General features: G+C 61.3%; 19 protein-coding genes. 12 read left to right on the top strand and 7 right to left on the bottom strand.

Going from position 1 to position 25,731, the window contains the following annotated elements; all coding sequences use genetic code 11:
* Positions 1-121: 121 nt before the first annotated feature.
* Complete coding sequence (locus V3B48_RS12985) at positions 122-1,087, bottom strand: mitochondrial fission ELM1 family protein (RefSeq protein WP_285302152.1); 966 nt, start codon at positions 1,085-1,087, stop codon at positions 122-124.
* Between the two features lie 120 nt (positions 1,088-1,207).
* Between V3B48_RS12985 and V3B48_RS12980 the strand changes: the two genes are divergently transcribed.
* On the top strand, positions 1,208-1,798 hold the full coding sequence (locus tag V3B48_RS12980) for a malonic semialdehyde reductase (RefSeq protein WP_279914024.1): 591 nt from the start codon (positions 1,208-1,210) through the stop codon (positions 1,796-1,798).
* Positions 1,799-1,884: 86 nt separating this feature from the next.
* Positions 1,885-2,592 (top strand): YceI family protein, encoded by a 708-nt coding sequence (locus V3B48_RS12975; protein WP_132808959.1) that lies wholly within the window; start codon positions 1,885-1,887, stop codon positions 2,590-2,592.
* A 220-nt stretch (positions 2,593-2,812) separates the two neighbouring features.
* Here the strand turns inward: V3B48_RS12975 and V3B48_RS12970 are convergent, their stop codons facing one another.
* A complete protein-coding gene (locus V3B48_RS12970) occupies positions 2,813-3,214 on the bottom strand; it encodes a hypothetical protein (RefSeq protein ID WP_329893841.1) in 402 nt (133 codons plus the stop codon).
* Between the two features lie 199 nt (positions 3,215-3,413).
* Here V3B48_RS12970 and V3B48_RS12965 point away from each other — a divergent pair, with 199 nt between their 5' ends.
* Entirely contained in the window at positions 3,414-4,247 is an 834-nt protein-coding gene (locus tag V3B48_RS12965) for a hypothetical protein (protein WP_329893840.1), read from the top strand.
* Positions 4,248-4,341: 94 nt separating this feature from the next.
* Here the strand turns inward: V3B48_RS12965 and V3B48_RS12960 are convergent, their stop codons facing one another.
* Both V3B48_RS12960 and V3B48_RS12955 read right to left on the bottom strand, forming a co-directional pair.
* Complete coding sequence (locus tag V3B48_RS12960) at positions 4,342-5,139, bottom strand: siderophore-interacting protein (protein ID WP_329893839.1); 798 nt, start codon at positions 5,137-5,139, stop codon at positions 4,342-4,344.
* A gap of 59 nt (positions 5,140-5,198) precedes the next feature.
* Entirely contained in the window at positions 5,199-5,759 is a 561-nt protein-coding gene (locus V3B48_RS12955; RefSeq protein ID WP_049399094.1) for a PadR family transcriptional regulator, read from the bottom strand.
* A 568-nt stretch (positions 5,760-6,327) separates the two neighbouring features.
* Between V3B48_RS12955 and aceE the strand changes: the two genes are divergently transcribed.
* The 5 genes from aceE to V3B48_RS12930 all read left to right on the top strand — a co-directional run bounded on the left by aceE (position 6,328) and on the right by V3B48_RS12930 (position 15,671).
* Positions 6,328-9,015, top strand: coding sequence for a pyruvate dehydrogenase (acetyl-transferring), homodimeric type (aceE, locus tag V3B48_RS12950; RefSeq protein WP_099551316.1), 2,688 nt, complete (start codon positions 6,328-6,330; stop codon positions 9,013-9,015).
* A gap of 143 nt (positions 9,016-9,158) precedes the next feature.
* Positions 9,159-9,878, top strand: coding sequence for a hypothetical protein (locus V3B48_RS12945; RefSeq protein WP_329893838.1), 720 nt, complete (start codon positions 9,159-9,161; stop codon positions 9,876-9,878).
* A 7-nt stretch (positions 9,879-9,885) separates the two neighbouring features.
* A complete protein-coding gene (locus V3B48_RS12940) occupies positions 9,886-12,150 on the top strand; it encodes a DEAD/DEAH box helicase (protein ID WP_329893837.1) in 2,265 nt (754 codons plus the stop codon).
* 470 nt (positions 12,151-12,620) lie between these two features.
* A complete protein-coding gene (locus tag V3B48_RS12935) occupies positions 12,621-14,321 on the top strand; it encodes a DUF3578 domain-containing protein (RefSeq protein ID WP_329893836.1) in 1,701 nt (566 codons plus the stop codon).
* 3 nt (positions 14,322-14,324) lie between these two features.
* The gene (locus V3B48_RS12930) at positions 14,325-15,671 is read left to right on the top strand and encodes an McrC family protein (protein WP_329893835.1); all 1,347 of its coding nucleotides are present in this window, start codon (positions 14,325-14,327) and stop codon (positions 15,669-15,671) included.
* A 22-nt stretch (positions 15,672-15,693) separates the two neighbouring features.
* Here the strand turns inward: V3B48_RS12930 and V3B48_RS12925 are convergent, their stop codons facing one another.
* The 3 genes from V3B48_RS12925 to V3B48_RS12915 all read right to left on the bottom strand — a co-directional run bounded on the left by V3B48_RS12925 (position 15,694) and on the right by V3B48_RS12915 (position 17,863).
* Positions 15,694-16,062, bottom strand: a complete 369-nt coding sequence (locus tag V3B48_RS12925; RefSeq protein WP_329893834.1) for a hypothetical protein — start codon at positions 16,060-16,062, stop codon at positions 15,694-15,696.
* Between the two features lie 453 nt (positions 16,063-16,515).
* A complete protein-coding gene (locus V3B48_RS12920; RefSeq protein ID WP_329893833.1) occupies positions 16,516-16,941 on the bottom strand; it encodes an energy transducer TonB in 426 nt (141 codons plus the stop codon).
* Positions 16,942-17,215: 274 nt separating this feature from the next.
* Positions 17,216-17,863, bottom strand: coding sequence for a HEPN domain-containing protein (locus tag V3B48_RS12915; RefSeq protein ID WP_182267144.1), 648 nt, complete (start codon positions 17,861-17,863; stop codon positions 17,216-17,218).
* Positions 17,864-18,769: 906 nt separating this feature from the next.
* On the opposite strand from V3B48_RS12915, the gene V3B48_RS12910 reads away from it, so the two are divergent.
* The 4 genes from V3B48_RS12910 (at position 18,770) to V3B48_RS12895 (ending at position 25,662) form a co-directional block, all read left to right on the top strand.
* Positions 18,770-19,774, top strand: a complete 1,005-nt coding sequence (locus tag V3B48_RS12910) for a WYL domain-containing protein (RefSeq protein ID WP_004139622.1) — start codon at positions 18,770-18,772, stop codon at positions 19,772-19,774.
* Positions 19,775-19,862: 88 nt separating this feature from the next.
* Positions 19,863-21,626: a dynamin family protein gene (locus V3B48_RS12905; RefSeq protein ID WP_032968364.1), complete on the top strand. Its 1,764-nt coding sequence runs from the start codon at positions 19,863-19,865 to the stop codon at positions 21,624-21,626.
* Positions 21,623-23,842: a dynamin family protein gene (locus tag V3B48_RS12900; protein ID WP_329893832.1), complete on the top strand. Its 2,220-nt coding sequence runs from the start codon at positions 21,623-21,625 to the stop codon at positions 23,840-23,842. Before V3B48_RS12905 ends, V3B48_RS12900 begins: the two co-directional genes overlap by 4 nt.
* Positions 23,839-25,662, top strand: coding sequence for a dynamin family protein (locus tag V3B48_RS12895; RefSeq protein ID WP_329893831.1), 1,824 nt, complete (start codon positions 23,839-23,841; stop codon positions 25,660-25,662). Before V3B48_RS12900 ends, V3B48_RS12895 begins: the two co-directional genes overlap by 4 nt.
* Positions 25,663-25,731: the final 69 nt, after the last annotated feature.

The raw sequence follows: 25,731 nt of genomic DNA, 5'->3' as shown, positions 1-25,731 counted from the left end.
CCGGTAGTGCCGGCCGCTGGCCGGCAATGTCAGGATCTTCGGTAGCGCGTAGAGCATTGCCGGCCAGCGGCCGGCACTACCGTGATGCCAGGCGCCGAGGATTGCCGGCCAGCGGCCGGCACTACCCCAATGCCAGGCGCTGCTTCACCTCTGCCGCCACCCGCGCGGTCTCGCGCAGCGGCTCGATGCGGTCGTACTGCCAGTCCAGCCAGCGTTCCTGCAACCGCCCGCGCTCGCGCAGCTGCTGCTGGAAGCGCGCCAAGCGGCCCTGCGCGGTATCGGCCAGCGCCACCATCACCGGCATGCGCGTGGCGCAGGCTTCAGACAGCAGATTCACCGAATCGGGCGAGACCACCACGCGGTTGGCCCAGCCGAGCAGGCCGCCATAAGGATTCGTACCGTCGCCACCGTCGCCCCAGATCACGTGCGGCAGGTCGGCGAACGTCGCGCGCAGGATCTCGGCCAATGCCGGTGGCGTGCGCCGCGAGGTGGTGGCCAGCAGGCTGCCGCCCTCGCTGCGGATCTGCTCGGCCAGCGCCTGGAACACGCCCACCATCGCGGTCTCGTCCCAGGGCGCCAGCGGCGTCGGACCGCCCACCAGCAGTGCGGTGCGCGGGCCGGGCAGGGTACTGAAGCCGGCGAACGCGGCGCGGCCCCAGGCCAGCCAGTCATCGTCCACCGGATTGAGGCTGCCGAGCAAGGTCAGCACGTTGCTGCCACGCAGGGCATCGTGTTCGGGCACCACCACCATGTCCCAGTGGCGGGCATTGATGCGCGGGTCGAGGATCTGCACCACCTGGCTGCCACGTGCGCGCAGCACGCGCAGTGCGCCGGCGGCCTGACGGCCACAGCCGATCGCCAGCGGCGGTGCGTCCGCGGCCAGCGTCGCGAATGCCTCGCCATAGCCGTTCACATCACCGGGCAGCCGCCGCGGCGACAGCCAGCGCCAGGGTGCGCGGGGCTGCAGGACCAGCGGCCGATGGGTGCCCTGGCGCAGCGCAGAGGCCAGCGCGACCGCCTGGCGGACATTGCCCGCACGGCCGTCCGTGACCGTCCAGGGCGCGCTCGATCGTTTCACCTGTGGCATTAATTCGTTTCAGCCCTGCTGGGTGTTGCAACAGTCGCGACACTCTACACTGCGGCTCGTCGTTTCGCCCCGCGCCGCCCGCGGGCACTGACTTCCCTTAGCCGCCCTGGAGATCCACCGATGTCCCACGCGCTCGACGCTGCTGCCCTCGACCAGCTGTTCCGTACTGCCCGCACCCAGAACGCTTTCCTCGACAAGCCGGTCCCGGCCAGCCTGCTGCAGGAACTGTACGACCTGGTGAAGTGGGGCCCGACCGCCGCCAACACCACGCCGGCCCGCTTCGTCTTCGTCACCTCGAAGGACGCGAAGGCCAAGCTGGCCCCGGCCCTGTCCGAAGGCAACCACGACAAGACCATGGCCGCCCCGGTCACCGTCATCATCGGCTTCGACCTGGACTTCCACGAGAAGCTGCCGTACCTGTTCCCGCACACCGATGCCAAGGCCTGGTTCGACGGCCCGCAGGAAGGCCGCCACGAAGCCGCCATCCGCAACGGCAGCCTGCAGGGCGCCTACCTGATCCTGGCCGCACGCGCGCTGGGCCTGGATGCCGGCCCGATGTCGGGCTTCGATGCCGCCAAGGTGGATGAAGCCTTCTTCGCCGGCACCTCCATCAAGTCGAATTTCCTGGTCAACCTGGGTTACGGTGACTCGGCGGGCCTGTTCCCGCGTCTGCCGCGCCTGTCGTTCGACGAAGCGGCGCGCATCGCGTAAGTCGTTGTATCGGTTTCGGGCCTGCCGTCCCGTGGCAGGCTCTTGCTGCACCGTGTACCCACCCTACGATCCGGAGAGTTCCTCAGATGAGCGCCACCCGTAAACTGCTGCTGCCGCTGGCCCTGACCCTGGCCATCGCCGCCTGCTCCAAGCCGGCCGACACCGCTGCCCCGGCTGCTGACGCTGCCGCCCCGGCCACCACCGAACAGGCTGCCACCCCGGCTGCCGATGCCGCTGCCGCTGCGCCGGCCGCCGAAGCGATCAAGATCGCCTCGGGCACCTACAAGCTGGACCCGACCCACACCGACGTGCTGGCCCAGTGGAGCCACTTCGGCTTCTCCAACCCGAGCGCGCACTTCGGCAACGTTGAAGGCACCCTGGTGTACAACGCCGAAGACGTGACCAAGTCCACCGTGGAAGTGAAGCTGCCGCTGAGCGGCCTGAACAGCTTCACCGCCAAGTTCGACGAGCACCTGAAGAGCGCCGACTTCTTCGACGCCTCCAAGTTCGCCGATGCCACCTTCAAGAGCACCAAGGTGGAAGCCGCTGGCACCAACAAGCTGACCGTCACCGGCGACCTGACCATCAAGGGCATCACCAAGCCGGTCACCCTGGACGTCACCGTCAACGGCGGCGGCGAGCACCCGATGGCCAAGGTTCCGGCCGCCGGCTTCGATGCCACCACCACCCTGAAGCGCAGCGATTTCGGCGTCGGCGCGTATGCCCCGAACGTCAGCGATGAAGTGAAGATCCGCATCACCACCGAAGCCACCGGCGAAAAGCCGGCGGCTTGATGCACCCCGCTCACTCGTCGTGAGAAGGCAGAAGGCCCGCTGAAAAGCGGGCCTTCTTTTTGGGGTTCTGGTAGAGCCGGCCGCTGGCCGGCTGCATGCGAGGTGCCCGATGCTGATGGGTTGCCGGCCAGCGGCCGGCACTACCCGGTAGGGGCCAACCTGCATCTGGTAGGTGCGGACCTGCATCTGGTGGGTGCGGACCGTTGGTCCGCACGATCCCTCAGCGCAGCGCGCCCAACCACGCCCCACACGCTTCGCTCGGGCTCTGCTTGGCCTTCACCGTCATCCCGCTCACGCGCGCGAAGGTCTGCGCGGCCTGCGCCACGACCTGGCGTGCGATCAGCGCCGCCTGCTTGGTCGCGGCCTGCTGCTTGCGCAGCTGCACGATGTTGATCGACGGCCGGCCCACCGGGGCATATTTCTGGTCGCGGCGCAGCACATCGGCCACCTGTGCCACTTCGAATTCGGCCTGCAGGTAGCGGTGTTGTGCCTCCACCAGCTCACGCAGCGGTGCGCGCAGGGCAGCGGTGTCGGCGAAGGCGGCCAGTGCCGCGTCGCAGGCGGCGTCATCGGCAAAGCGGGTACGCAGCGCATCCACGCTGGCCAGGGTCAGTTTGGCCATGTGGCCCTCGTTGCTGCAGGAAAGGAGCGCGATTGTCGCATTGCTTGGCGTGCTCCGGGCCGGGAGGCTTTCGCTTTGGTAGAGTCGACTGCTCTTGGCGCGATGCCGGAAACCTCCGCGCTGCGCGCGATAGTCGACTGACAGTCGACTCTACCTGGCTGGCATTTCAGGCGCAGCCGCATCCACGGAAGGAAGACCCATGCAGGACACGCAGTACTGGTTGAACGAATTCTGGACGGGCCTGAGCGTGCTCGATCTGCTGGGTGGCAGCCTGCTCGGTACGCTGCTTGGCCTGGTGCTGGGCATCTTCGCCTGGCGCTGGCTGCACCGCCGCGGTTGGCTGCAGCGGCGCAAGCGCTGGCATCACTGGCTGCTGGCCAGCTACGTGGTGCTGCTGCCACTGGCCACCGCCTTCTTCGGCCTGCAGCTGGGCTTTACTGCTGGCGCGCACCGCGCGCTGTTCAAGCAGCTCGATCATTTCCAGCCGCACCTGCAGACCCTGGTGGAAGGCTGGAGCGAAGGCTTCACCGATTCGCTGGACGACCCGCGCATGCGCGAGGCATTGCGCAGCCAGGGCACGGTGGGGGATGTGGCCGACACCATCGCCTCGGCCTACCTGAGCGAACATCCGTTGCCCGGTCTTGATCGTCTTGGCAACGGCCCGTTGGCGCGCGGCACCGGCTGGGTGATCGGCAAGGTGCGCGAAGGCCTGCTGCGCGGCATGGTGGAAGACACGCTGGTGGACAAGGCCGGCACGCTCGGCCTGGAGCCCAAGGTGGTGCGCGAGGCGCTGACCATGCATGTGGATGAGCTGCTGCACACCCGTGGCGTGCTGCGGCTGGTGAAGGCGCAGATCAACGGCATGATGTCCGGCGTGTACTTCGGGCTGCTGTTGCCGTTGCTGATCATCGCGCTGCTGGTGGCGCTGGAGATCTGGGCCGCGCAGCGGTTTGGGTGGACGCGGCAGGTGGCATCCAACGCGGTAGTGCCGGCCGCTGGCCGGCAGCTGCAGGTTCCTGCCGAAGGTTCATGAGGTTGCCGGCCAGCGGCCGGCACTACCCATCGGAGGGCGTGCGGACCAACGGTCCGCACCCACCAAGCAGGGTCCGCACCCACCGGCTGCCCGATCAATCGCCGTCGGTTTCGTCCGGGTGGGCCTTCCAGTAGCCGGTCGAGCGGATCCAGTCGCGCGGCACGCCCAGGTGGCCTTCGATGAACTTGCGCATCATCCGGGCGCGGCGCGATTCGGTGGCGATCCAGTAGAAGACATCGCCTTCCGGCGCTTCGAAGTCGGTCAGCATGTCTTCCAGCAGCGTGCTGCTCGCTGCCGGGAAGCCATTGCGCTCCAGCCAGTGGATACGCACGTTCTCGTACTGCGGCAGGTCCTGGCGTTCGGCTTCATCGCTCACTTCGATGAAGGCCTGCACCTCGGCATCCTCCGGCAGCACGTCCAGCCAGCGGGCGATGGCCGGCAGCGCGGTTTCATCGCCAATCAGCACATAGGCGTCGTAGCTGTCGGCCACCACGAACGAGCCGCGCGGGCCGCCGATCACCAGCGTGTCGCCAGCCTTGGCCTGCTCGGCCCACGGCCCGGCAATGCCCTGGTCGTGCAGCACGAAGTCGATGGCCAGCTCGCCGGTTTCGTGGTCCCACCAGCGCGGCGTGTAGTCGCGGGCCGGTGAGGGCTCCTTGCCGGCCGGATAGCTGCGGCCTTCGGCAGTGACCACCGGCAGCACCATCTCGCCGCTGGCATTGGGGAAGAACAGCTTGATGTGGTCGTCGGCGCCGGGCGAATCGAAACCGGCCAGCTCGGCGCCACCCAGCACGATGCGGCGCATGTGCGGGGTGACCTCTTCGGTGCACAGCACGGTCAGTTCACGGAAGCGCACATCCAGGCGCAGGCGCGTGTTGTTGTGTTCGGTCATGGGGTTACCTGTAAAGGTGTCGCGCGGGGGCGCGCGGCGTAGGGGCGACCTGGCTGGATTCAGTCTGGCTGGGTCGTAGAAAAGGATTGGCTCTCGCTACCGGCCGTACCGTTGAGCAGCGCGGACGCCCGCGTCAGCAGCGCCGCTACTTCTTCTGCCTCGCCCTCGGCCCAGCGGCCGTGGTGATGCACCAGCGCCCGCTTGAACTCGCGCAGGGCGCCGGCCAGCGGCGGCGGCAGCGAGGCCTTGGTGATCTCGCGGGCACGGTCGAAGGCACGTCGCTGCGCCAGGCGCACCTGGGTGCGCTGCACCTTCAGCTCGAACTCGCCGGCGGTGGTGATGCGGAAGATCCGCTTGCCGTCCACTTCCTCGGCCTCGATCCAGCCGGCCTGCTCGAAGCTGGCCAGCAGCGGGTACATGGTGCCGGCGCTGGGCGTGTAGGCCTGCATGAACTGGTTGCTGATCAGCTGCATCAGCTCGTAGCCGTGGCGCGGCTGCTCGCCGATCAGGGCCAGCACCAGCAGGCGCAGGTCGCCGCGGCTGAGCACCCGCGGCTGGCCGTTGCGGCGTGGCACTTCCGGATTGGTGGAACGGGCTCTGGGAGAAGCGGTACGGCTCATTTCGATATATCGGTAAACGAGTGTGCAAACGATATATCGATATATCGAAGCCGACAATCATAGATCCGGCCACAAGCAGGTCAGTTTTGGGCCACGGCCGGCCCCGCGCACAGCAAAAGGGGCGCCCCTTGCGAGGCGCCCCGGGCAACACTGTGGAAGGGAGTGAGGCAGGGCCAGACGGCGGACCGAAGCGGGCGAGGCCAACACTCGAAGCCTACCCTGAGGGCAGGGCGGGGGGCGATCCAGAGGCAGGTGCGACACGTTGTCGCCCGTTCAGCGCCAGCACGCGGAGCCGATACAGGTGGGCATGGCGCTGCCGTACAACCGTCATCGGCAGCGGTAACACTGCGTCCTGCACATGGGTGCAGCGGCCCGCAAGCGACAGCCCGCGCAGCCAACAATGCCCGCCGCAGGGCCTTCAACGGGCCCGGCAAGCCCCTTGCGGACACTGGCCGGTTGCATCCATACGCCTGCGTAGCCAAGTGACGAAAGCCCTTGGTGCGCTACACTTTGCGGTCTAGAAATCTATACAACAGTCGCGCGCGTGCGTGCGGTTATGGGAGCGCTAATGAACTGGTTGAACGAGGTGCTGAACAACGACCCGAATCCTGTGGAAACCCAGGAGTGGATCGAGTCGTTGAAGGCCGTTATTGATGTCGAGGGCTCCGAGCGCGCGCATCAGCTGCTGGAAGGCATGGTGGAACTGACCCGTCGTTCGGGCGCCTACCTGCCGTTCTCTCCCACCACCGAGTACGTCAACACCATCGAGCCGCAGCTCGAGGCCAAGAGCCCGGGCAATGCCGAGCTGGAATGGCGCATCCGTTCGATCATCCGCTGGAACGCGATGGCCACCGTGGTCCGCGCCAACCGCAAGCCGGGTGACCTGGGCGGCCACATCGCCTCGTTCGCCTCCGGCGCCACCCTGTACGACGTGGGCTTCAACCACTTCTGGCGCGCCCCGAGCGAAAACCACCCGGGCGACCTGCTGTTCATCCAGGGCCACAGCGCCCCGGGCATCTACGCGCGTTCCTTCCTGGAAGGCCGCATCAGCGAAGAGCAGCTGGACAAGTTCCGCATGGAAGTGGACGGCGGTGGCCTGTCCTCGTACCCGCACCCGTGGCTGATGCCGGAATACTGGCAGACCCCGACCGTGTCGATGGGCCTGGGCCCGCTGGCCGCCATCTACCAGGCGCAGTTCATGCGCTACCTGGAAAACCGTGGCCTGATCGAGAAGTCCGACCGCAAGGTGTGGTGCTTCATCGGCGACGGCGAGAGCGACGAGCCGGAAACCCTGGGTGCCATCGCGCTGGCCGGCCGTGAAGGCCTGGACAACCTGATCTTCGTGGTGAACTGCAACCTGCAGCGCCTGGACGGCCCGGTGCGCGGCAACGGCAAGATCATCCAGGAACTGGAAGGCGTGTTCCGTGGCGGCGGCTGGAACGTGATCAAGCTGCTGTGGGGCGGTTACTGGGATGCCCTGCTGGCCAAGGACAGCGACGGCGTCCTGAAGAAGCTGATGATGGAAACCGTCGACGGCGAATACCAGAACTGCAAGGCCTTCGGCGGCGCGTATACCCGCGAGCATTTCTTCGGCAAGTACCCGGAAACCGCTGCGATGGTGGCCGGCCTGAGCGACGACGACATCTGGCGCCTGAACCGTGGCGGCCACGACCCGCACAAGGTGTACGCCGCCTACCACCAGGCCGTGAACACCAAGGGCATGCCGACCGTCATCCTGGCCAAGACCGTGAAGGGTTACGGCATGGGCAGCGCCGGTGAGGCACTGAACCCGACCCACCAGACCAAGAAGCTGGACGACGAAGCGGTGCGCCACTTCCGCGACCGCTTCAACATTCCGGTGACCGACGCGCAGCTGGCCGACGGCCAGGTGCCGTTCTACCACCCGGGCCCGGATTCGCCGGAAGTGCAGTACCTGCAGGAACGCCGTGCCGCGCTGGGCGGTTACCTGCCGCAGCGCCGCCGCAAGGCCGACAAGACCTTCGTGGCGCCGAAACTGGAAGCCTACGAGCGCCTGCTGAAGAGCAGTGGCGAGCGCAGCTACTCCACCACCATGGCCTTCGTGCAGAGTCTGAACATCACCCTGCGTGACAAGGAACTGGGCCCGCACATCGTGCCGATCGTGGCCGACGAAGCCCGTACCTTCGGTATGGAAGGCCTGTTCCGCCAGATCGGCATCTACGCGCCGTTCGGCCAGAAGTACAAGCCGGTCGACGCTGACCAGCTAATGTTCTACCGCGAAGACCAGAGCGGCCAGGTGCTGCAGCAGGGCATCAGCGAGCCGGGTGCGATCAGCTCGTGGATGGCGGCCGGTACCAGCTACTCGGTCAGCAACGTGCCGATGCTGCCGTTCTACATCTACTACTCGATGTTCGGCTTCCAGCGCGTGGGCGACATCGCCTGGCAGGCCGCCGACATGCGTACCCGCGGCTTCCTGCTGGGTGGCACCGCAGGCCGCACCACGCTGAACGGTGAAGGCCTGCAGCACGAAGACGGCTTCAGCCATCTGGTGGCCGGTGGCATCCCGAACGTGCGCAGCTACGACCCGACCTTCGGCTTCGAAGTGACGGTGATCCTGCAGCACGGCACCAAGGCGATGATGGAAGATCAGATTGACGAGTATTACTACGTCACCCTGATGAACGAGAACTACACCCACCCGGAAATGCCGGAAGGCGCGGCCGAAGGCATCGTCAAGGGCATGTACCTGCTGACCGACGCCGGCAAGCCGAAGAAGGGCGAGCTGCGCGTGCAGCTGCTGGGTTCGGGCACCATCCTGCGCGAAGCCATTGCCGCTGCCGAGCTGCTGGACAAGGACTTCGGCGTGACCGCCGACATCTGGAGCTGCCCGAGCTTCAACGAACTGCGTCGCGATGGTTTCGACGTGGAACGTGCCAACCGCCTGCATCCGGAAGGTGAGCAGCGCAAGGCCTACGTGACCGAGCTGCTGGAAGGCCGCCAGGGCCCGGCGATTGCCGCCACCGACTACGTGCGTGCGTATGCGGACCAGATCCGTGCGTTCGTGCCGATGTCGTACACGGTGCTGGGTACCGATGGTTTCGGCCGTTCGGATACGCGTGCAAACCTGCGTCGGTTCTTCGAGGTTGACCGGTACTACATCGCGCATGCCGCGATTGCGGCGCTGGCGAAGGAAGGGAAGATGACCGCGAAGGATGTGGCCCGGGCGATCAAGCAGTACAAGATTGATCCGGAAAAGGCTAATCCTGTTGGGGTTTGATACACAGCTATGAAGTAGAAAAAGCGGCCTTTGTGGCCGCTTTTTTTTGGCTGACCTAGGTGGCTTGCGTATAGAACTAAAGAAGGTCACTGCCTCCCCGATATTTGGTAAGTTGTACAAATGCATTGCATACGGGGGAAGGGATGTCCGCTGGAACTAGTTGTACAGATGTTGACTGGGGGTGCGAGCACTCACCAATGGCGGGGGACGCCGCCCTTTCCATCGTATCCTGCAGAGTTTCTGTAAAGGATATCTCCAAGCTTTCCGCGCGATTGGCCGAGACTGTCGTCGACACATCGTGGATGGCCGCTCTCGACAAAGGTACTCAGCGTGCATACCGAAAGACTGTTGAGGAAACTTCGGCAATTCTCTGCGAGATCTTCAAAGTCGTGCCGGGATCTCCGGTAGCGGAAGAATTTGGCGAGCTCATGGTGTCGATGGGGTCCGCTCGAGCCCTTAAGTCGCTTCTCGGCCATACAGAGGTCCCGTTGGCAGAGCTGTGGAAGCCTCAGCGGAAGCAGAACGAGGGCTTCGACTTCCACACAATATGCGGAAATGGAAGGCTGAACTTCGGGGAGGCAAAATACTCTGGAAACGGATCACCTCATGGTTTGGCAATTTCCCAGGTGTCTGACTTCATTGAGGCTGAAAAGCATCACCGGGACTATGTCCATCTATCTAGCATCTGCCCCGAGCCCGCAGAGCTCTTGGCAAATGACGAGTTTGGAGTGGTAGCAGCCTTCTCGATTAACGGGAAGAACCACGTGACTATCATGAACAATGCTCTGGCGTCAGCCATAGAGCTCTCCAAAAAATTCGGACTCAAGCAAATTTTTCTGGTGGGGGTTTCTAATGACGCCTGAGTTTGTTATGAATGATCCCGCTCCAATTCAGACGCTATCTAAAGTTCTTGAGGATCTTCATAAGAATGGGCCAGACTCCCAGGAAAAGTTGGAGGCAATAAGCCTTTATAGGGAATTTCACCCTCAGTGCTTCGAAAGATTCGAGCAAGATATAATCGCCTCTATGGGGCTGTTCTACAAACTTGGAGCGCCTGAAAGCCTTTACTCATTTCTCATTTCTAGAATGGGTGAGGCAAATAGAGTGGATGGTGATCATATCCTTACTCCTGTGCAGGCGAGCCTGGTGTCTGCCATTAGGGATCATAATTTGGTCTCTATCTCGGCACCGACAAGTGCTGGAAAATCTTACTCAATTAGAGATTTTATCTCTAAAGGGGAAGGTGACGCCGTTATAGTCGTTCCATCTCGGGCGCTAATTGCTGAATATGTAGGGTCTCTTCGGCAGTACTTTTCTGGAGAGAAGGGCGTTATGGTGATGCCCTTCGTCGATTCTGTATTTAAGGCTAGATCTCCAAGAAAAATACTGGTGCTAACTCCGGAGCGCGCCAGGGAAATATTTGACAATTCTCTCGATCTGAATATTAGGGTCTTCTTCTTTGATGAGGCTCAGGTTTCTGAAGAGGGTATGAGGGGTGTGGTTTTCGATCATCTTGTCAGACGGGTGTCTAAGGACTTTCCTAATGCCAAGATGATATTTGCTCATCCTTTCGTGGCCAATCCTGATGCGCAGTTTAAGAAGCATGGATTTGACAGCAAAAGTGCCTTCTCAAGATCGTATGAGCAAGGGGCTGTTGGTAAAATATTCATACAGAGACACTCGAACGGAAAGGATTACTACTTCAGCCCGTTTGCTGATCGCGGCAATTTGCTTTCCTCGTGTATTGAATTCCAAGGGGGGTTCTCGGAATTCGCTTTTAGTTCAGGAAAATCGATACTCGCCTACGTAAGCAAGCAGTCGATTTATGATGGCAAGTTTATGGGCGAATTTGAGAGCTACGTCGGCTCCCTGCCTTCGCTCTCAAACGAAAAGGCTCTATCGATAATTGATGAGATCAGTCAGATTGTCGGGGCAAATCATATTAATCATCGATCAAAGATGATTGAGCTTTTGCGCAAAGGAGTGGTCATTCATCATGGCTCCGTTCCTCTTGAGGTTAGATTCATGCTGGAGGATTATATTAGGCTTGGATACTGCCGGATTTGCTTCGCGACTAGCACCCTCGCTCAGGGCGTGAATATGCCTTTCGACGTCGTATGGCTGAATACTATGTCGATTCGCGCTGAAGATGAGGCTAAGCGCTCCTTAGCATTTAAGAATCTTATTGGTCGTGCTGGTCGATTGTCCGATTCTGGAAATTTTGATTTTGGTTATGTTTACACCAAAAGTGCCAGGCTTCTTATGGATCGTTTGAAGGATGAGTACAGGCTGTCCGATGAGTCAGTAATCGAGTTTATTGACGGAGAAGCGGCGGGTCATGACATGGAAGTGGTGGAGGCAATAAGAGATTCTGAATTCGATGACGAGCTACATATCCCGAATAGTAGGGCCGCGCGCCTCCAGTCGAGTCCATCCATTGAAGCAATGAATTCCGTTCTTGGTCTCCTGTATGTGGAAGGAACGCCGGTTAAGCAGGCACTTCGAGGAGATGAGAGGCGAACGGAGCGAGCACAGTTGGAGGCGGGCCTGAGGCTGATCTACGAAGCCTACATGGGTAGAGCGCTATACGACGGAGAGAGTGCTGTTTTCAAAGAAGCGATATTTATACTAATTCAATCCTTCTCCGGAAGGACTTTTAGAGAGATCGTCGGCATGCGCTACAGTTCGATCTCTCGCCGCGATGAGAGGGATAAAGTACACGCAGACTTTTCCCAGCCCGCGACCACTCTCCCCGACTCCGCACTGAAGAGAAGGTTCTCGCTCTATCCTGAAAATACGCCAAAGAGTCGCGTTAGCTATGATGTTGTAATGTTTGATACATATGACTATCTTGACAAGGTTATATCATTCAGCTTGTTTGACGTATTCGCTGCTGCAGCGCGCATCTACTACAGCCAAACAAAGGATGAGCGCGCACAGAAGTTTATTGAGCTACTTAGATTCGGAACTAACGATCAGGTCACTGTGCTTTTGATGCGGTATGGTTTTCTTCCTGATCAGATAGAAGAGCTCATCCCCCATGTCCTCCGAATAAGCGATGAGGAGATTGTGTTCAAGAGGAGTGTTTCGGATGTCAACCAAAAGCTCAGACCTGTGGTTGATTGGTATCTATAAATGACTTGGGTGAGTTATGCCTGCAAAACCTGTAAAGATCGGAGAGCGAGAATTCGCGCGCCAAAAAGATGCTTTGGAATTCTACCGTAATATGCTTAATTCGTATCGTCGGGGCGAGCGCGTATCCGATGCAGACGCAATCGAACTGAATTCGCTTCTGTCTCGGCATATCAGCGTGAAGGAAAAGATTGGGGTAGGAGTGGACTACTTCGTGGTTGATTCAGATGAATACGGTGGGCAGTGCTTCTGGATTGTTCGCCTCGATTCCACCCGCGTAGACTTTACCTACAAACGATGCGTGACAGGCATTTGGTAGGAGCACCGGATAAATTAAGAGCGTTGGCACTGTTCTCGATTAACCTTGTGGAATTCCACCCATTCTTACGGTTTCGTTGAAGATGTTGCCCAGTGAAGTTGATGGATTCAGAGCCTTACGCTACTGTTGTCGTATTCGGCTCTGTTGACGGGGCGTGGCTTATCAGGTGCGGGTGGAGATGGAAAGTGAACAGCAGAATGGGGCTGAATCGATCGGTTGGCTGATTTCCTCTATTCTTCGCCAGTATGGAAAGGCTCGTTCAGAGGTCGCCTTCAGTAGCGGCAGTGATGTCCAGGTACTTTTTGGCTCTCTCAAGCGGCGCATTGAAGATAGTTCGCCAGTGCAGGCGAACGGCAATCTCAAGGTTGTCGCGGGCTATGGAAAAGGGAACTGGGCTACGATCCCGTGGCTGTCGATTTTGGATGGAAGAGAGACCGATAGCACCCAGCGGGGCATTTACATCGTATATCTGTTTAGTCAGACGGGTGACGAGGTCTATCTAACCATAGCCCAGGGTGTCACTGAACTAAATTCGCTTGCTCGCAAGGAAGTGGTTCGAACTCTCAGTGAAAGGGCTGTGGAAATGAGAAGCCTGATTCCTGAGCTGAGTTCGGCCGGTTTTAAGTTCGATGAAGGGATTAATCTGCGGTCCTCGCACGATAAGGCGAAGATGTACGAAGCATCTACCATCGCGTATCGACGCTATGGAGTCGAAGAACTTCCTGAAGACGTAGATTTGATAGCCGACCTGGATGCCGCTATCCGATCCTACGATGCCCTGGTAAAAATTCGTCAGCTGAATTCCATCCCCTCGCCAGCCATTAGCGGGGAACGCGGGAGCCAGAGCACGTCCGCTGCCCAGTCTAAGCTAGCTCCCTCCAACACCATCTTCTTTGGCCCCCCCGGTACCGGCAAGACCTATGGTGTGGTGGATAAGGCTCTGGAGATCCTCGATTCGGAGTTGCTGGCCGCCACCAAGGGCCAGGGGGCTGGCGCGCGAGCCGTGCTCAAGCAACGCTTCGATGCTCTGCATGAAGAAGGACGCATCCGCTTCGTCACCTTCCACCAGAGCTTCGCTTATGAGGACTTCGTGGAGGGCCTGAAGGCTCGTGCAGGTGCAAGCGGTGCGCTCGAATATGGCGTTGAGAGCGGGATCTTCCTCGAACTCTGCATCGATGCGCAACACAGTGACCTGCCATACGTGCTCATCATCGACGAGATCAACCGGGGCAACATCGCCCGTATCTTCGGCGAGCTCATTACCCTCATTGAGCCCAGTAAGCGGCAGGGTATGGATGAAGCGTTGTCCGTTCGCTTGCCGTACTCCAAGCAAGATTTTGCGGTGCCAGCTAACTTGCACATCATTGGCACAATGAACACTGCGGATCGCTCGCTAGCTGCGATGGACGTAGCACTGCGCCGACGCTTCCGGTTCATCGAAATGCCGCCCCAGCCGGAGCTGCTTGATTGGGACGTCGACGGTATTCGCGTGGGTGAACTGTTAAGTACCCTAAACAACCGTATCGAAGTGTTGCTCGGCCGGGACCATCTCATCGGTCATGCGTACTTGATGGGCGCCAAGGATCTGCCTGGGCTGGCTGAGGCGTTCCGCTTGCGCATTCTGCCGTTGCTGCAGGAGTACTTCTTCGAAGACTGGCGTCGCATCGCTTGGGTACTGAACGACGATGCGAAGCCGCTGGGTGAGCGCTTCTTGCGCCAGCGAGAGCTGCAGTTGAACCGCCTGTTTGCTCCGGAGGCAAAGCTCGCACCTGACACTGCCAATTGGTACATCCATGAGGCAGCGTTCGAGCAGGCAGCCAGCTACCGGGGAATTCTCGTCGGCCAGGCAGACTGACCGATGGCTGTGCTCACTGTGCGCGAGTATGCGCGGATCGGCGTTTCAGAAGGCGGTCCGCGGCAGGAGGGGCTGGATGCCGCCTTCTTGCCGCAGGCGTCCTTTGACTGGCTCTGTGGTGAGTTCGAGCGCTTGCGCGCGGGCGGTGCGGCTCTCATGCAGCGCGATGGCGCACGCTGGCTGCGTCTGGACCAGTATGTGGGTGTAGTGGAATGTCCCGACGGCACCACATTGGAGGTGCTGCCGAAGCACGTTGAACATCCGGATGATGCGCTGGGCGCGAGGCGGTTGCTGCGCCGCATGCTATGCACCGTGCTAGACCTCCCACCGAGGGAAGGTAGTCCCGCCGACGTGACTCTGTTCGATACGCCCTTAAATGAATGGGTCATGGGGCGATTCATCGGCGCGCTGGATGAACTACTAAAGCGCGGACTTCGCTTCGACTACACACAGGTCCGCGAGGAGCAGTTATTCCTGCGTGGTCGCCTGGATATGTCGCGTCAGCTACGTCAGTCGCCCACTCGTGCCCACGTCTTCAACATCGAGCACGATGTGTTTAGCGAGGACAGGCCTGAGAACCGGCTACTGCGCGTCGCCCTGGATCGCGTGTGTGCACGTACGCGCAACGCGGGAACCTGGAGACTTGCCCAGGAGTTGTCTACGCGTATGGCCAGCGTGCCACGAAGTACCCAGGTGGCTAACGATCTGCGCGCTTGGGGCAGCGACCGGCTGATGGCCCACTATCGTGAAGTCCGTCCGCTATGCGAGCTGATCTTGTCGGGCCAGAGTCCCTTGGCATTGGCGGGCGATTGGCGCAGCCCAAGCATGATGTTCCCCATGGAGCGGCTGTTTGAGCGCTACGTGGGCGCTTGCCTAGCGTGCCAGTTCGCGCCGGAGTGGCGGGTTGGCGGTGCAGCGTCGGAGTACCTGTGCAGCCATGGCGGGGCAAGCTGGTTCAATCTGATTCCAGATTTTCTGCTGCGACGAGGCGATGAGCTCCGCGTACTTGACACGAAGTGGAAGGTGCTGGATGCGACGGCCAGCGATGCGCGTGAGAAGTACGGGCTCAAACAATCCGACTTCTATCAAATGTTTGCCTACGGGCAGAGCTACCTGGGTGGAGCAGGGCAGATGGCGCTGGTCTATCCGCAGCACGCGGGATTCGCGCAGCCCCTTTCCGCCTTCGATTTCAGCGCCGAACTACAGCTTTGGGTGTTGCCCTTTGATCTAGAGCGTGGATTGCTGGTGATGCCTGAACACTGGAGGCCGAATGGCAACGTCTCTCCTCAAGTGAGCCCACCCGCCGCGCATAGCGGCGAGCTCAGTAGCTGGGTTCCCTTAACTATCTGAGCCGGCCGCTCATGCACACGTGCTACTCCCGCACCTGCAACCGCTCAGTCACCTGCGCCGTCAACGCCACACACGCCATCTTCAATCCTTCCATAACCCGATCCCCCAGGTACTCCTCGGGCGCACCGTTCTGCCGAGTCCGCTCCGCAGCCAAGATCAGCTCCGCCACCACGCGCAGCCCAGCCAGCGCGCAATCCGCGTCCGCCAGCTGAAGACACCGCCCAGGCAATTGATGCCGCTCTGGCCAAGGCTGGCCATCCGCAGCCGCACCAGTTCCGATGCGGTGCAGCGTGGCGACGAAGGCGTTGGGATCGACGGACGGTTCGCGCTCGGGTTCGGCGTTGTCCGGATCGTACTGCGCGTGCAGGTAACGGAAGTCCGAAGTGTTCATGGCAATGCTCCGTACAGGACAGATAGCAGCGCCACCAATAAAGGTGGCGGACGGTGCGGGCTCGAAAACCGGTGAATACCCAAGCCGGCGGGCCCGAAGGCCCCCACGCACCGCCCGCCATGGAACGCGAACGGATTACCAGCCGGCGCCATCCGAAGATGACGCCGACTGGCAAGCGCAAAGCATTGGGTATTCAGACGGGTTTTCGAGTCCCGCGCCACCCTTTTCCGGTGGCACGCCAAGAGATACCCGTGCAGCTGCCAAATGCCAAGAAACCACAGGACTGATCATTGCCAGTCCTGACGCTTTCGGCATTGTCGCACACGGTGTTAAGCCGGCAAGCGATTGCGCTGCAACGGTCTTGAAGGGCTTGGCGCTATTGGCCTCAAGCGCAGGAATGCCCGCAGCCAGGGCCATGGCGTAGGACCAATTGCGACAGATTGGAGCAGCGGTTCAGCCAGGAGGCGCCTCGGCCGAAGGCACGAAGCTCAAACGCACCCGAACCCGCGCATGCAGCGCGACGCCGTCAACCACGACCGGATCAAAGCGCCATTGGTCCACTGCGGTAAGGGCCGCACGATCAAGCTCCCGCAGTCCGCTGGACCGCGCCACCATCACGTTGGAAACGTGGCCAAGCTCATCCAGTTGAGCAACCAGCAGCACCTGCATGGGAGCCTGCGGGAAGGTATCGGGCGATGTGGTGAGGGCCGTTGAATACACAATGGCGGGCGCCTGCTGCAGCTTGAAGGAGGGGTTGTCACCGGCCTCTACGAACACTTCAGTGGAAACCTGCGGGTCTGCAGCCATGGCCATGGCAGGTGTGGCGCCCAGCAGCATCAGAACGAGGTTCAGTGCCAGGGCGGTGTTCAAACGGGGCATACGTGGTTTCCATTCCGGTGCGCTGCCAGCATAGCGGCCATCCCCCGGCTGGCTCCTGCCTGGACCGGCTGGCCGCGCCCAGGCCGACGTCGTAGTGGCGGGTGATAGCGCGTGGGTAGAACCTTCCAGCCGCCCGGCGAGGATCGTGGGCATGATCATCCCCTTGGGGGTGGGGGATGGCGTGGAGCGTGCATGGCTGGGGCGGGTCCCAGCCATGCGCTCAGTCCCTAAACCGCGTTGCCGGGCCTGCCGAAATCTCTGGCCGTGCCGTGGTTCAGATGTGGATCATCGGGTAGGCGACTTCACCCAGGTCGGGCGCGTCGTCCCTCATCATCAGATGCAGGATTGCCGGTACCAGTTGGCCCAGGATGGCGGCGCCATCTCGCAACTGCTCACGATTGGCATGGCTGTCCCACGTGGCCCCGCCATGTACCAGCTGGTTGCGCAGTACGTACAGCCGGTCAAGCACGATGGAGAGCACGACTTCAGTACGCCGCTCAACTACGGCCTGCAGCGCCGAGCGCTGGTCCTTGGCAAAGCGCTCTGCCCACTGGTTGCTGCTGTCATGTTCCCGCAGCGCCTTCCAGAAGCGTGCATAGACAAAGCGATTCCCGATAAGGGTTCGGATAGGCCCGGGAAACTGTTTGAACAGGATGTCCTGCAGGCTTCCTTGCTTGTCATGCCTCAGCAAAGCATCGAAGAACCTGCGCAGTTGTTCGCGCTCGGCATTCTCGAATCCGAATTCCTGGGCATAGGCTGCGTTCAGCGCAATCCACAGAAACAGGAATCGCGCGTCCGTATCCTCGTCTTCCTGTTCGGCGCGGTTGAGCCAGCTGATGGCGCGGTGTAGGCGCACGCGCGTCGAGTCCGGCTGTGCATCGCGAATCTGACGATGCACTTCCTTCAGAGCAGTCGAATCCATTTTTCCCCCCTGTAAGATTTGCCATTATGCATGGCACCTCCGGCTGGGAAACTACTCCGAACGTCGCGCACTCCGCCAAGCCTCGGGTAATCCCTGCCAAAGCGCATCCAGAGTGGCTGCGCTGCCGCACGCCAGCGCAGTGGAGCGGCACTCGGGGCAGGTGCGGAACCAGGTCAGTCCCTCGATACGCGCATCCCCGGACGAAGGCAGCGTCCGCTTCCAGCCGCAGTCTCGGCAATGGTAGGTCGACTTTTGCGCCAGTCCCCACATGCTCTGCCGAGCCTCAGTCATCTGCGCCGACAAGCTGCTGGTCCGTCAGCCAGCGGCCCAGCCCATACAGCGCGAAACCGTAAACCACCGTGGCACCGATAATCTTGAACATGCAGTCCCTCTTCCTGGGTAGTAGCGGGGCGTCCAATGCCCCTGTTCCGATCCTTCGGCGTCCATTCTGCAGAGGGGTGCGACAACCTGTGTCGCGTCACCCGGGCCGATACTCGGCGCTCCCGGGATCGTGGCGGCGCGATTGGATTTCAGACCATTCCTAAAGACATCGCGCGCGAGTTGGCGATAGATTCTGCTGCAGAGCGATCCACCACGAGGCGCCCCGTGCAGGCATGCGTCGCTGCCCGCCGAGCGCCGTGCCATTGGCATCCGTAGCCGGCCGCTATCGGCTTGCGTTTGGATTACTTGATCCTCCATCGGAACACACATCGTTCCACATCCGCACCCGCAGATGGCCCTGTGTCTGCTGTGAAATCGTGATCGGATTCAAGATAATCACGAGACCAAGGGAAGGAACCCGTTGTTGGCCGAAGTGGCTTCTTGCGACATCAGATGTCGCAGCTTTCGGTTGAATCGGCTCATCCCCTGCTGGGATGTCGTGGAAACATACAAAGGACTGGCAACATGGACACCGATAACCGCTCCTCGCTGGCGCGCCAGTGGCGTCTGCTGCAGCTGCTGCAGCCTGCTCCGCACTACCGCACCGTGAAGGAGCTCGCCCAGACCTTGGCGGCGGAGAGCTACAAGGGGGGTACTCGAACCATCGAGCGGGATCTGAACGCCCTGTCGCTGCAGTTCCCCATCGAGAGCAATGATCTTCAGAAACCCTATGGTTGGGCATGGATGCGCGGCGCGGCCGCCTTCAGCATGCCGGGCATGTCCGTCTCACAGGCGGTGGTGCTGCTCACCGCGCAGCGCAACCTGCAGGGACTGTTGCCAGCCAATCACTGGCCTGCACTGACGCCGTTCTTTGACCAGGCAGAGAAGACGCTGGCGGCGGTCCGCACGACGCGTTCCACGCGGCGCTGGCACGAGAAGGTCGCCGTCGTGCCAGCCAGCCAGTCCCTGCTGCCGGCTGCGGTGGACACCGACGTGGCGGTCAACGTGCACCAGGCGCTTTTCAACGAGAAGCAGCTGCGCTTGTACTACGTGGCCCGTGGCCGTAGCGATGCCAGTGAGTACGTCTTCCATCCCTACGGGATGATCCAGCGTGGAACGTCCAGTTACCTGGCTGGACGGATTGATGGGCGCACGGAGACCACTACGCTGTCGCTGCACCGGGTACAGCGTGCAGAAATGCTCGACGCCGACACCGAAGGTGCTGAGTCCTTCGAACTCGGAAACTATGCGAGCCGGGTTGCCGCTGGCTTCGAGAGCAAGGGACCTCTGTCCGTTGAGCTGGAGCTTGATGAAGCCCTGGCCCAGCACCTGGCGGAGACACCGCTCTCCCGTGATCAGAAGCTGGACGTCGGGGACGGTCTTGTTCCCCGTCTGCGGGCCACCGTCGATGACTCCGCCCAACTGCGCTGGTGGCTGCTCGGCCTGGGCGCATCGGTACGCGTTCTGGCTCCCGCAGCACTGGCCGACGATATCGCCGCTCGCCACCGAAGCGCCGCACAGCGTTACTGACGTGTGGGTGCGACGCCGGATGTCGCACGCCCGCAACACAATCTTTCCGCGCTACTCCTTCGACCTACACGCCACACAGGGGAAACAGATGTTCGCTGTTAAGAATCAATGCCTTGGTCTGTTGGACCGGATTACGACGCTGGCTGACAGCGCAGCGATCGAACTGCCTGAAAACCACTCGCTCGCCGAAGAAATGCAGCGGGCCGAACTGTTGGTACCGATCATCGGTGCGTTCAGTGCAGGAAAGAGCTCGCTGATCAACACCTTCCTGGGCGCGGACATCCTCCCGGTCGGTATCACCCCGGAGACTGAGCTGGCCACCGAGTTGCGCTTCAGCCGGGATCCCCACGTTCTGGCGCACCGTGCCGATGGTGGCAGTGATCGGCTCGCCGTGGAGGACTTGCTGTCCATCAAGCCGCGGGCCTCGTCGTACACGCACCTGGAACTGCATCTGGACGACCCGCGCCTGGAAGCGCTGTATCCACAGGTTCTCGTGGACATGCCCGGCTTCGGCTCCTCGCTGGACAGCCACAACAAGGCCATCGCCCATTATCTGCCGCGTGGCGCGCACTTCATCGTGGCCGTGAGCGTGCCCGACGGTACTCTGGCCGAGTCGACGCTGCGCCAGCTTGAAACCATGCAGACCTATGAGGCTGGATTCTCGATCCTGCTGAGCAAGGCGAACCTGCGTTCGGCCGAAGAAGTGGATGCCGTGGAAGTGGCTGTACGGGAGCAGCTTGAGCTGCGCCTGGGCGTTGCGCCGGCCATGGCACGCGACGACCGCAAGCAGGGCAATGGACTGGCCAGTCTGCTGCCCAAGATCAGTGCAAGTGATCTGTGGATCGGCCGCTTCCTGCCGCGAATCTCGCGCCAGCTTGCCCACGCTCGTGCCCAGGTGAAAATGGCACGCAAGGCGTTGGATCAGAGCGATGCGGATATTGATCGCAGCGTACGTCAGCTGAATGATGCCCTGGATGATCTGAACGCCCAGCGCGACGCCCTCGTCGCCAAGCTGGGCCGTAGCCGCCTGAGCCAGGTGGTCGAACAGTGCGTTGAGGAAGTAGGCCAGGCCCTTCGCGAGGCCTCCAGTGAGCTGCAGGCGGCCGCTGCCGGTGGCAACAACCCGCGGTTTGCGCAGGTCGTCAGCGATATTTCCCGCCAGCGCTTGAGTCGTGTGGTCAAGGAACGCATGGAAGGGCTGAGCCAGCAGGCGATTGGTGATCTGGCCAAATCCCTGTCTCAGCGCGAGGTGGATGAGGTTGGCAGTGTCGGCGGACCGGACTGGACGCAGCAGATGCAGACGCGCGTGCAGGAGACGCTGACCCAGACCGGTCAAGCGCTCGAGCGCTGGCAGGGCAACCTGCAGAAGGCGCGTGAAGACGAGAAGCTGCTGCGTCCCTATGCCGGTGATGACGAGAATGATCGGGAGAAGACCCAGAGAGCCCGAGTTGCCTTCCGCAGTATCACCACCGTTCTGGCGGTCACCACCAGCGTCGTGGCTCCGGCGATCGAGCTGGTCGTGATCTTCCTGCCGGAGATCCTCGGGTTTGTGTCGCGCAAGCTCCGCGAGGAGGAGCTGCGCAAGACCATCGACAACCAGGTTATTCCGTCGGTACAGCGCGAGTTCCGGACCAAGCTGCCCGAGTTGCTGCAGGCACAGGTTGATGGCCTGATCGAGCAGGCCGTGCATGAGTTCAAGACGGCCATCGAGGAAAAACGGCAGCTGCTGGAAAGTGTTGTGGCCGAGCAGAGCAGTCCTGCCCGCGCGGCACGCGTGAAAGCACTTGACGCTGCGGAAGCTGGTCTGACCTCCGTTGCGAACGAAGTCGTCGCGCTGGAGTCCGCCCGATGAGTGCTGAAGTGATCCTGGACCGTCAGCAGAAGTTGATCACGTGGCTTGCAGCACACGCCGACATTCTCAATGGCGCCGTCGGGGCTTCGTCGCAGTGGGAGATCGACACGATCGATAGCCTGAAGGAAGCGTTGTTGCGACTGGACGACGAAAATCGCCTGATGGACATTGGCATTGTCGGCCGGGTCAAGGCCGGCAAATCGACGCTGCTCAACGCGCTGGTTTTCAACGGGGAGTCAGTACTGCCGCAGGCGGCGACGCCGATGACCGCAGCACTGACCACGCTGACCTACGGCGAGCGGTTCAAGGCGACCGCGCGCTTCTACTCCCAGGCGGATCTTGCCAACATCGAGCAGGCTGCTGCTGTGTACAGCGACCTGCTTGAGAAGTCGCTGATCGAAGAGCTGCGACGCACGGAAGGGCGTGCGGGCCTGGACCCTGAGCGCCGAAGGGAGCTGGCCGAGCGGGGTGCCCGACGGGCACTGGCCACCCAGCAGCCGTCCTTGCAGGCCTCGCACGAACAGTGGGCGAAGATCACGGCGTCCGGCCTTTCGCTGGCCCGCCTGAAGGAGGACAAGCCGCTGGAGGCCGACGACGTAGAGGGCCTGGCGGCGTTGCTGGCGGACTACGTTGCCGCGGAAGGTCACTACATGCCTGTAACCAAGAGCGTCGACATCGAGATGCCGGTGGAGGCGCTGCGCGGGCTGCGCATCATCGATACGCCGGGGCTGAATGACCCGGTCGCATCGCGCGAGGCACGCACCCATGATCTCTTGAAGTGCTGCGATGTGGTGTTTGTCGTCAGCCCGGCAGCGCAGTTCATGAGTCAGGAAGATCTGGACGTGATGGCGCGGATCACCGCTGCCGAGGGCATCCGCGAACTGGTGCTGGTTGCCAGCCAGGTGGACAACACGCTGCATGGTTCGGAAATGCAGGCACAGCTGCATGCTTCGCTGACCGGTCTGCGGCGGGAGCTTGCGGGCCATGCGGGCAAGGTGCTGGATAAGCTGAAGCTCTCCAACCCCGAGGTTGGCGATGTATTCCAGAGCCTGGTGGACAAGGGTGAGGATGCGATCATCCACAGTTCCGGCATGTGCCATTCGATGTCCGTCGAGTTCGACAGCGTGGCGGATTGGCAAGGTGGCCGCCTGACGGCATGGCAGAACCTCAAGGAAACCTACCCGGACTACTTCAGGGATGACAATCCAGGGCTGTCACGCACCAATCTCGATCAGTTGGCCAACATGGCCGGTCTGCATGAGGTGGTGGAACAGACCCGTCTAGCGAAAGCGCGCGTGCTGGCCGCTCGGCGCCAGGACCTGCTGGATGCCAAGGAGCGGAAGCAGGTCGAACTGCTGCGTGAGCTGCGCAAGAAGCTGGCGTTGCGCGCAGGTGACATTGGCGATGTGGGCCTGACTGATCTGAAGAAGAACAAACGGGCGCTTGAGCGCAAACGGATCGATCTCACGCGCGCGCTCGACGAAAAACTGATGCGGGTGAGTAGAGACTTTGTCGAGCATCTCGAAGCTTCCATGGAACGCGTCATCGATTCCGCATTCGACGCTGCCGATTCCGGCGTGAAGCGCACGGTTGGAACCGAGACCCGGAAAGTTCGAGTCGAGTCTCACGGTGCACTCAACTGGCTCGCCAAGAAGCTATGGGACGGCGGCTATCGTGAATACGACGAGACCGAGGCAACCATCCTGCCAGCATCGGTAAAGGCTTCGGTGTCGGCTTTCGCAAGTAAGCTGCGGACCGATCTCAACAAGGAAGCGAGGCATGAGCAGGTCAAGTTTGACAGAGCTCTGTTTTCGGAGTTGGTGAGCACGGCCCGTAATGAACTGGGCGATGAATTGGACATTGAAGCTGTCTACTCAGCACTCAAGAGCATCGTCAATAGCGTGGATTTTCCTAAAGTTTTGATCCGAGCACCTGTGCTGGGCACGCCGGCAGCGACCGTGAAGTTGAGAGGCGAGCAGGCGGGCCAGTATCTCGCGGAAGCAATGCATGCAATACACACTTTGCAGAACGCGGCTCAGGATGCGGTCAGCGGCTATGTGGAGGGCGTCTGGTCGAAAATTCCCAAGTCTGTTGCTGGCGAGTTCATTGGATATATCCAGTCGCAGTTCGATGCGCTGCAGAAGTTGATGGAGGAAGCTGAAAAGACGCGGGCGACACTGACCATGATGGATGCGGAGTTGGAGGCAATGCAGTGAGTGGTGATAATGGCAGGCCGTTGTTCGATGGCGCCAGCGCGCAGCACCTTACCTACCTCGCCGGGTGGAAGCCGTGGGGCCGTCGGCCTCACGTGACCGCCATCCAGGAGCAGATGGACGCAGCCAGCCAGCGTTGGATCTCCATCGTGGAGGACCATCGACGGCTCAACATCACGGCGGAGCAACGAGCGCTTGCCTTGGCAGAGCGGGAAGCTGAACTGAAGCACGCATCCGAGGCTCTGGCGGAGCGGGCAACCGAGCTGAAGGATGTGTCCAAGGCCCTGGCCGAGAGTGAGACCACCCGTAGTCGCGAGCGTGACGATGCGCAGACCCGCGAGCAGGCACTGGCTGGCGAACTCGATGCCCAGAGGCAGGTCTCGCAGGAGCTGCAGAAGGAGCTTCAGGAAGCGGGCAGGCGCGAACTGGACCTGAGCCAGCGCTACGGCGCCGAGAAGATGGCCCGGGCGCAACTGACGACGAGCCTGGTGGATGCCCAGGACCGCCTTAAGGTGCAGTCCATGCAGCATGCTGCAACCCAGGCTGCGCTTGAAAGCGAGCAGGAGCAGAGCCGCCAATTGGGTGGCGACCTGGATCTTCTGCAGGCCGAACATGCCGCAACGCAGATCCGCTTTGCGCTCGTTTCGCGCCTGCTTGCTGTGCCGCCGCCGCGAAATGAGGGAATCGAAGCCTTCCAGAAGCTGCTCGATGATGACTATATGCGCTTTGCGAGTGCCGAGGCGTCCCTCGCTGACGAAGCGAAGGCGCTGAGGTTGTTGCAGTCCATCCAGCAGGAGCTGCACCTGATGGCGGCCAATCCGGACATCTTCCGCCGCACGGTCGTGGGGGTGGTCGGTGGCTTCAGCAGCGGAAAGTCGGCCTTCATCAATAGCTTCCTCGGCAAGGATTTCAAGCTGCTCTCCAGCGTCACGCCGGCAACCGTCATCCCCAGCTACGTGTATCCCGCGCAGCAGACGCAGATCCAGGCGTATTCGTTCAACGGCGGCTGTATTGATCTGGATGCCGGGTTCTACCAGGAAATGTCCCGTGCGTTTGTCGAGAAGTTCAGCTTTGACCTCAAGCGGATCATGCCCTTGGTAAGCGTCGGTACCAGCATGGACACCGAGCGCACCGGCAACATCTGTCTGATGGATACCCCCGGCTACAACCCGGGTACGGAGGGTAGTTTCAGTCAGAGCGATCGCGCGGTAGCCGTGTCTCACTCGCGGAAGTCGGATGTGCTCTTCTGGGTCATCGGAATTGACGCCAACGGTACGACTCCGGATTCGGATATCGAATTCCTGAAGGAGATTGGTTTCGAGGGACGCCCTGTCTACGTGGTTCTGAACAAGGCCGATCTGCGATCAGCTGATCAGATTGAAGAGATCCTGGGGCAGATCGAGGACGAAATCGAGCTGAATGGAATCACGGTTGAGGGCATCAGTGTTTACTCCTCAAAGTACGGCAAGGAGTACGAATTCCGTGGAAAATCCATGCAGGACTTCCTGCGTGAGCGTCCCAAGGGTCGTCTGCCGATGGAGCATGTCGAGGATCGGATCAACGAGGTGTTCGAGCTTTATCGCAGTGCCATCACCGAATCCATCGCGACGGCGAAGGCCTGCCGCTCGGCCGCGCGTGCGCTTGCATTGGACCTGATGCAGGGAGATGTCCAGGATGCGGCAACCATGCGTTCGGCAACCCAGAACGTGGAGACCATCAACGCGGCGATGAACCTCGACGCCCTGTCCAGACTTCTTGTCGATGCGGACCAGATCAATGCCGCTTTCCTCGATGCAGCAAGACGGGTGCTCACGCCCGCTTGATGCGGGTGTGGCCTGGCATGACCTGTCTTTGCCTGAATGTCGCTATGGCTTGGGGCCTGCCTTCCGCCA

The sequence above is a fragment of the Stenotrophomonas sp. SMYL20 genome, assembly GCF_036320045.1.
Classification (GTDB): Bacteria; Pseudomonadota; Gammaproteobacteria; order Xanthomonadales; family Xanthomonadaceae; genus Stenotrophomonas; species Stenotrophomonas maltophilia_A.
This window is presented reverse-complemented; position numbering and strand designations above follow the sequence as displayed.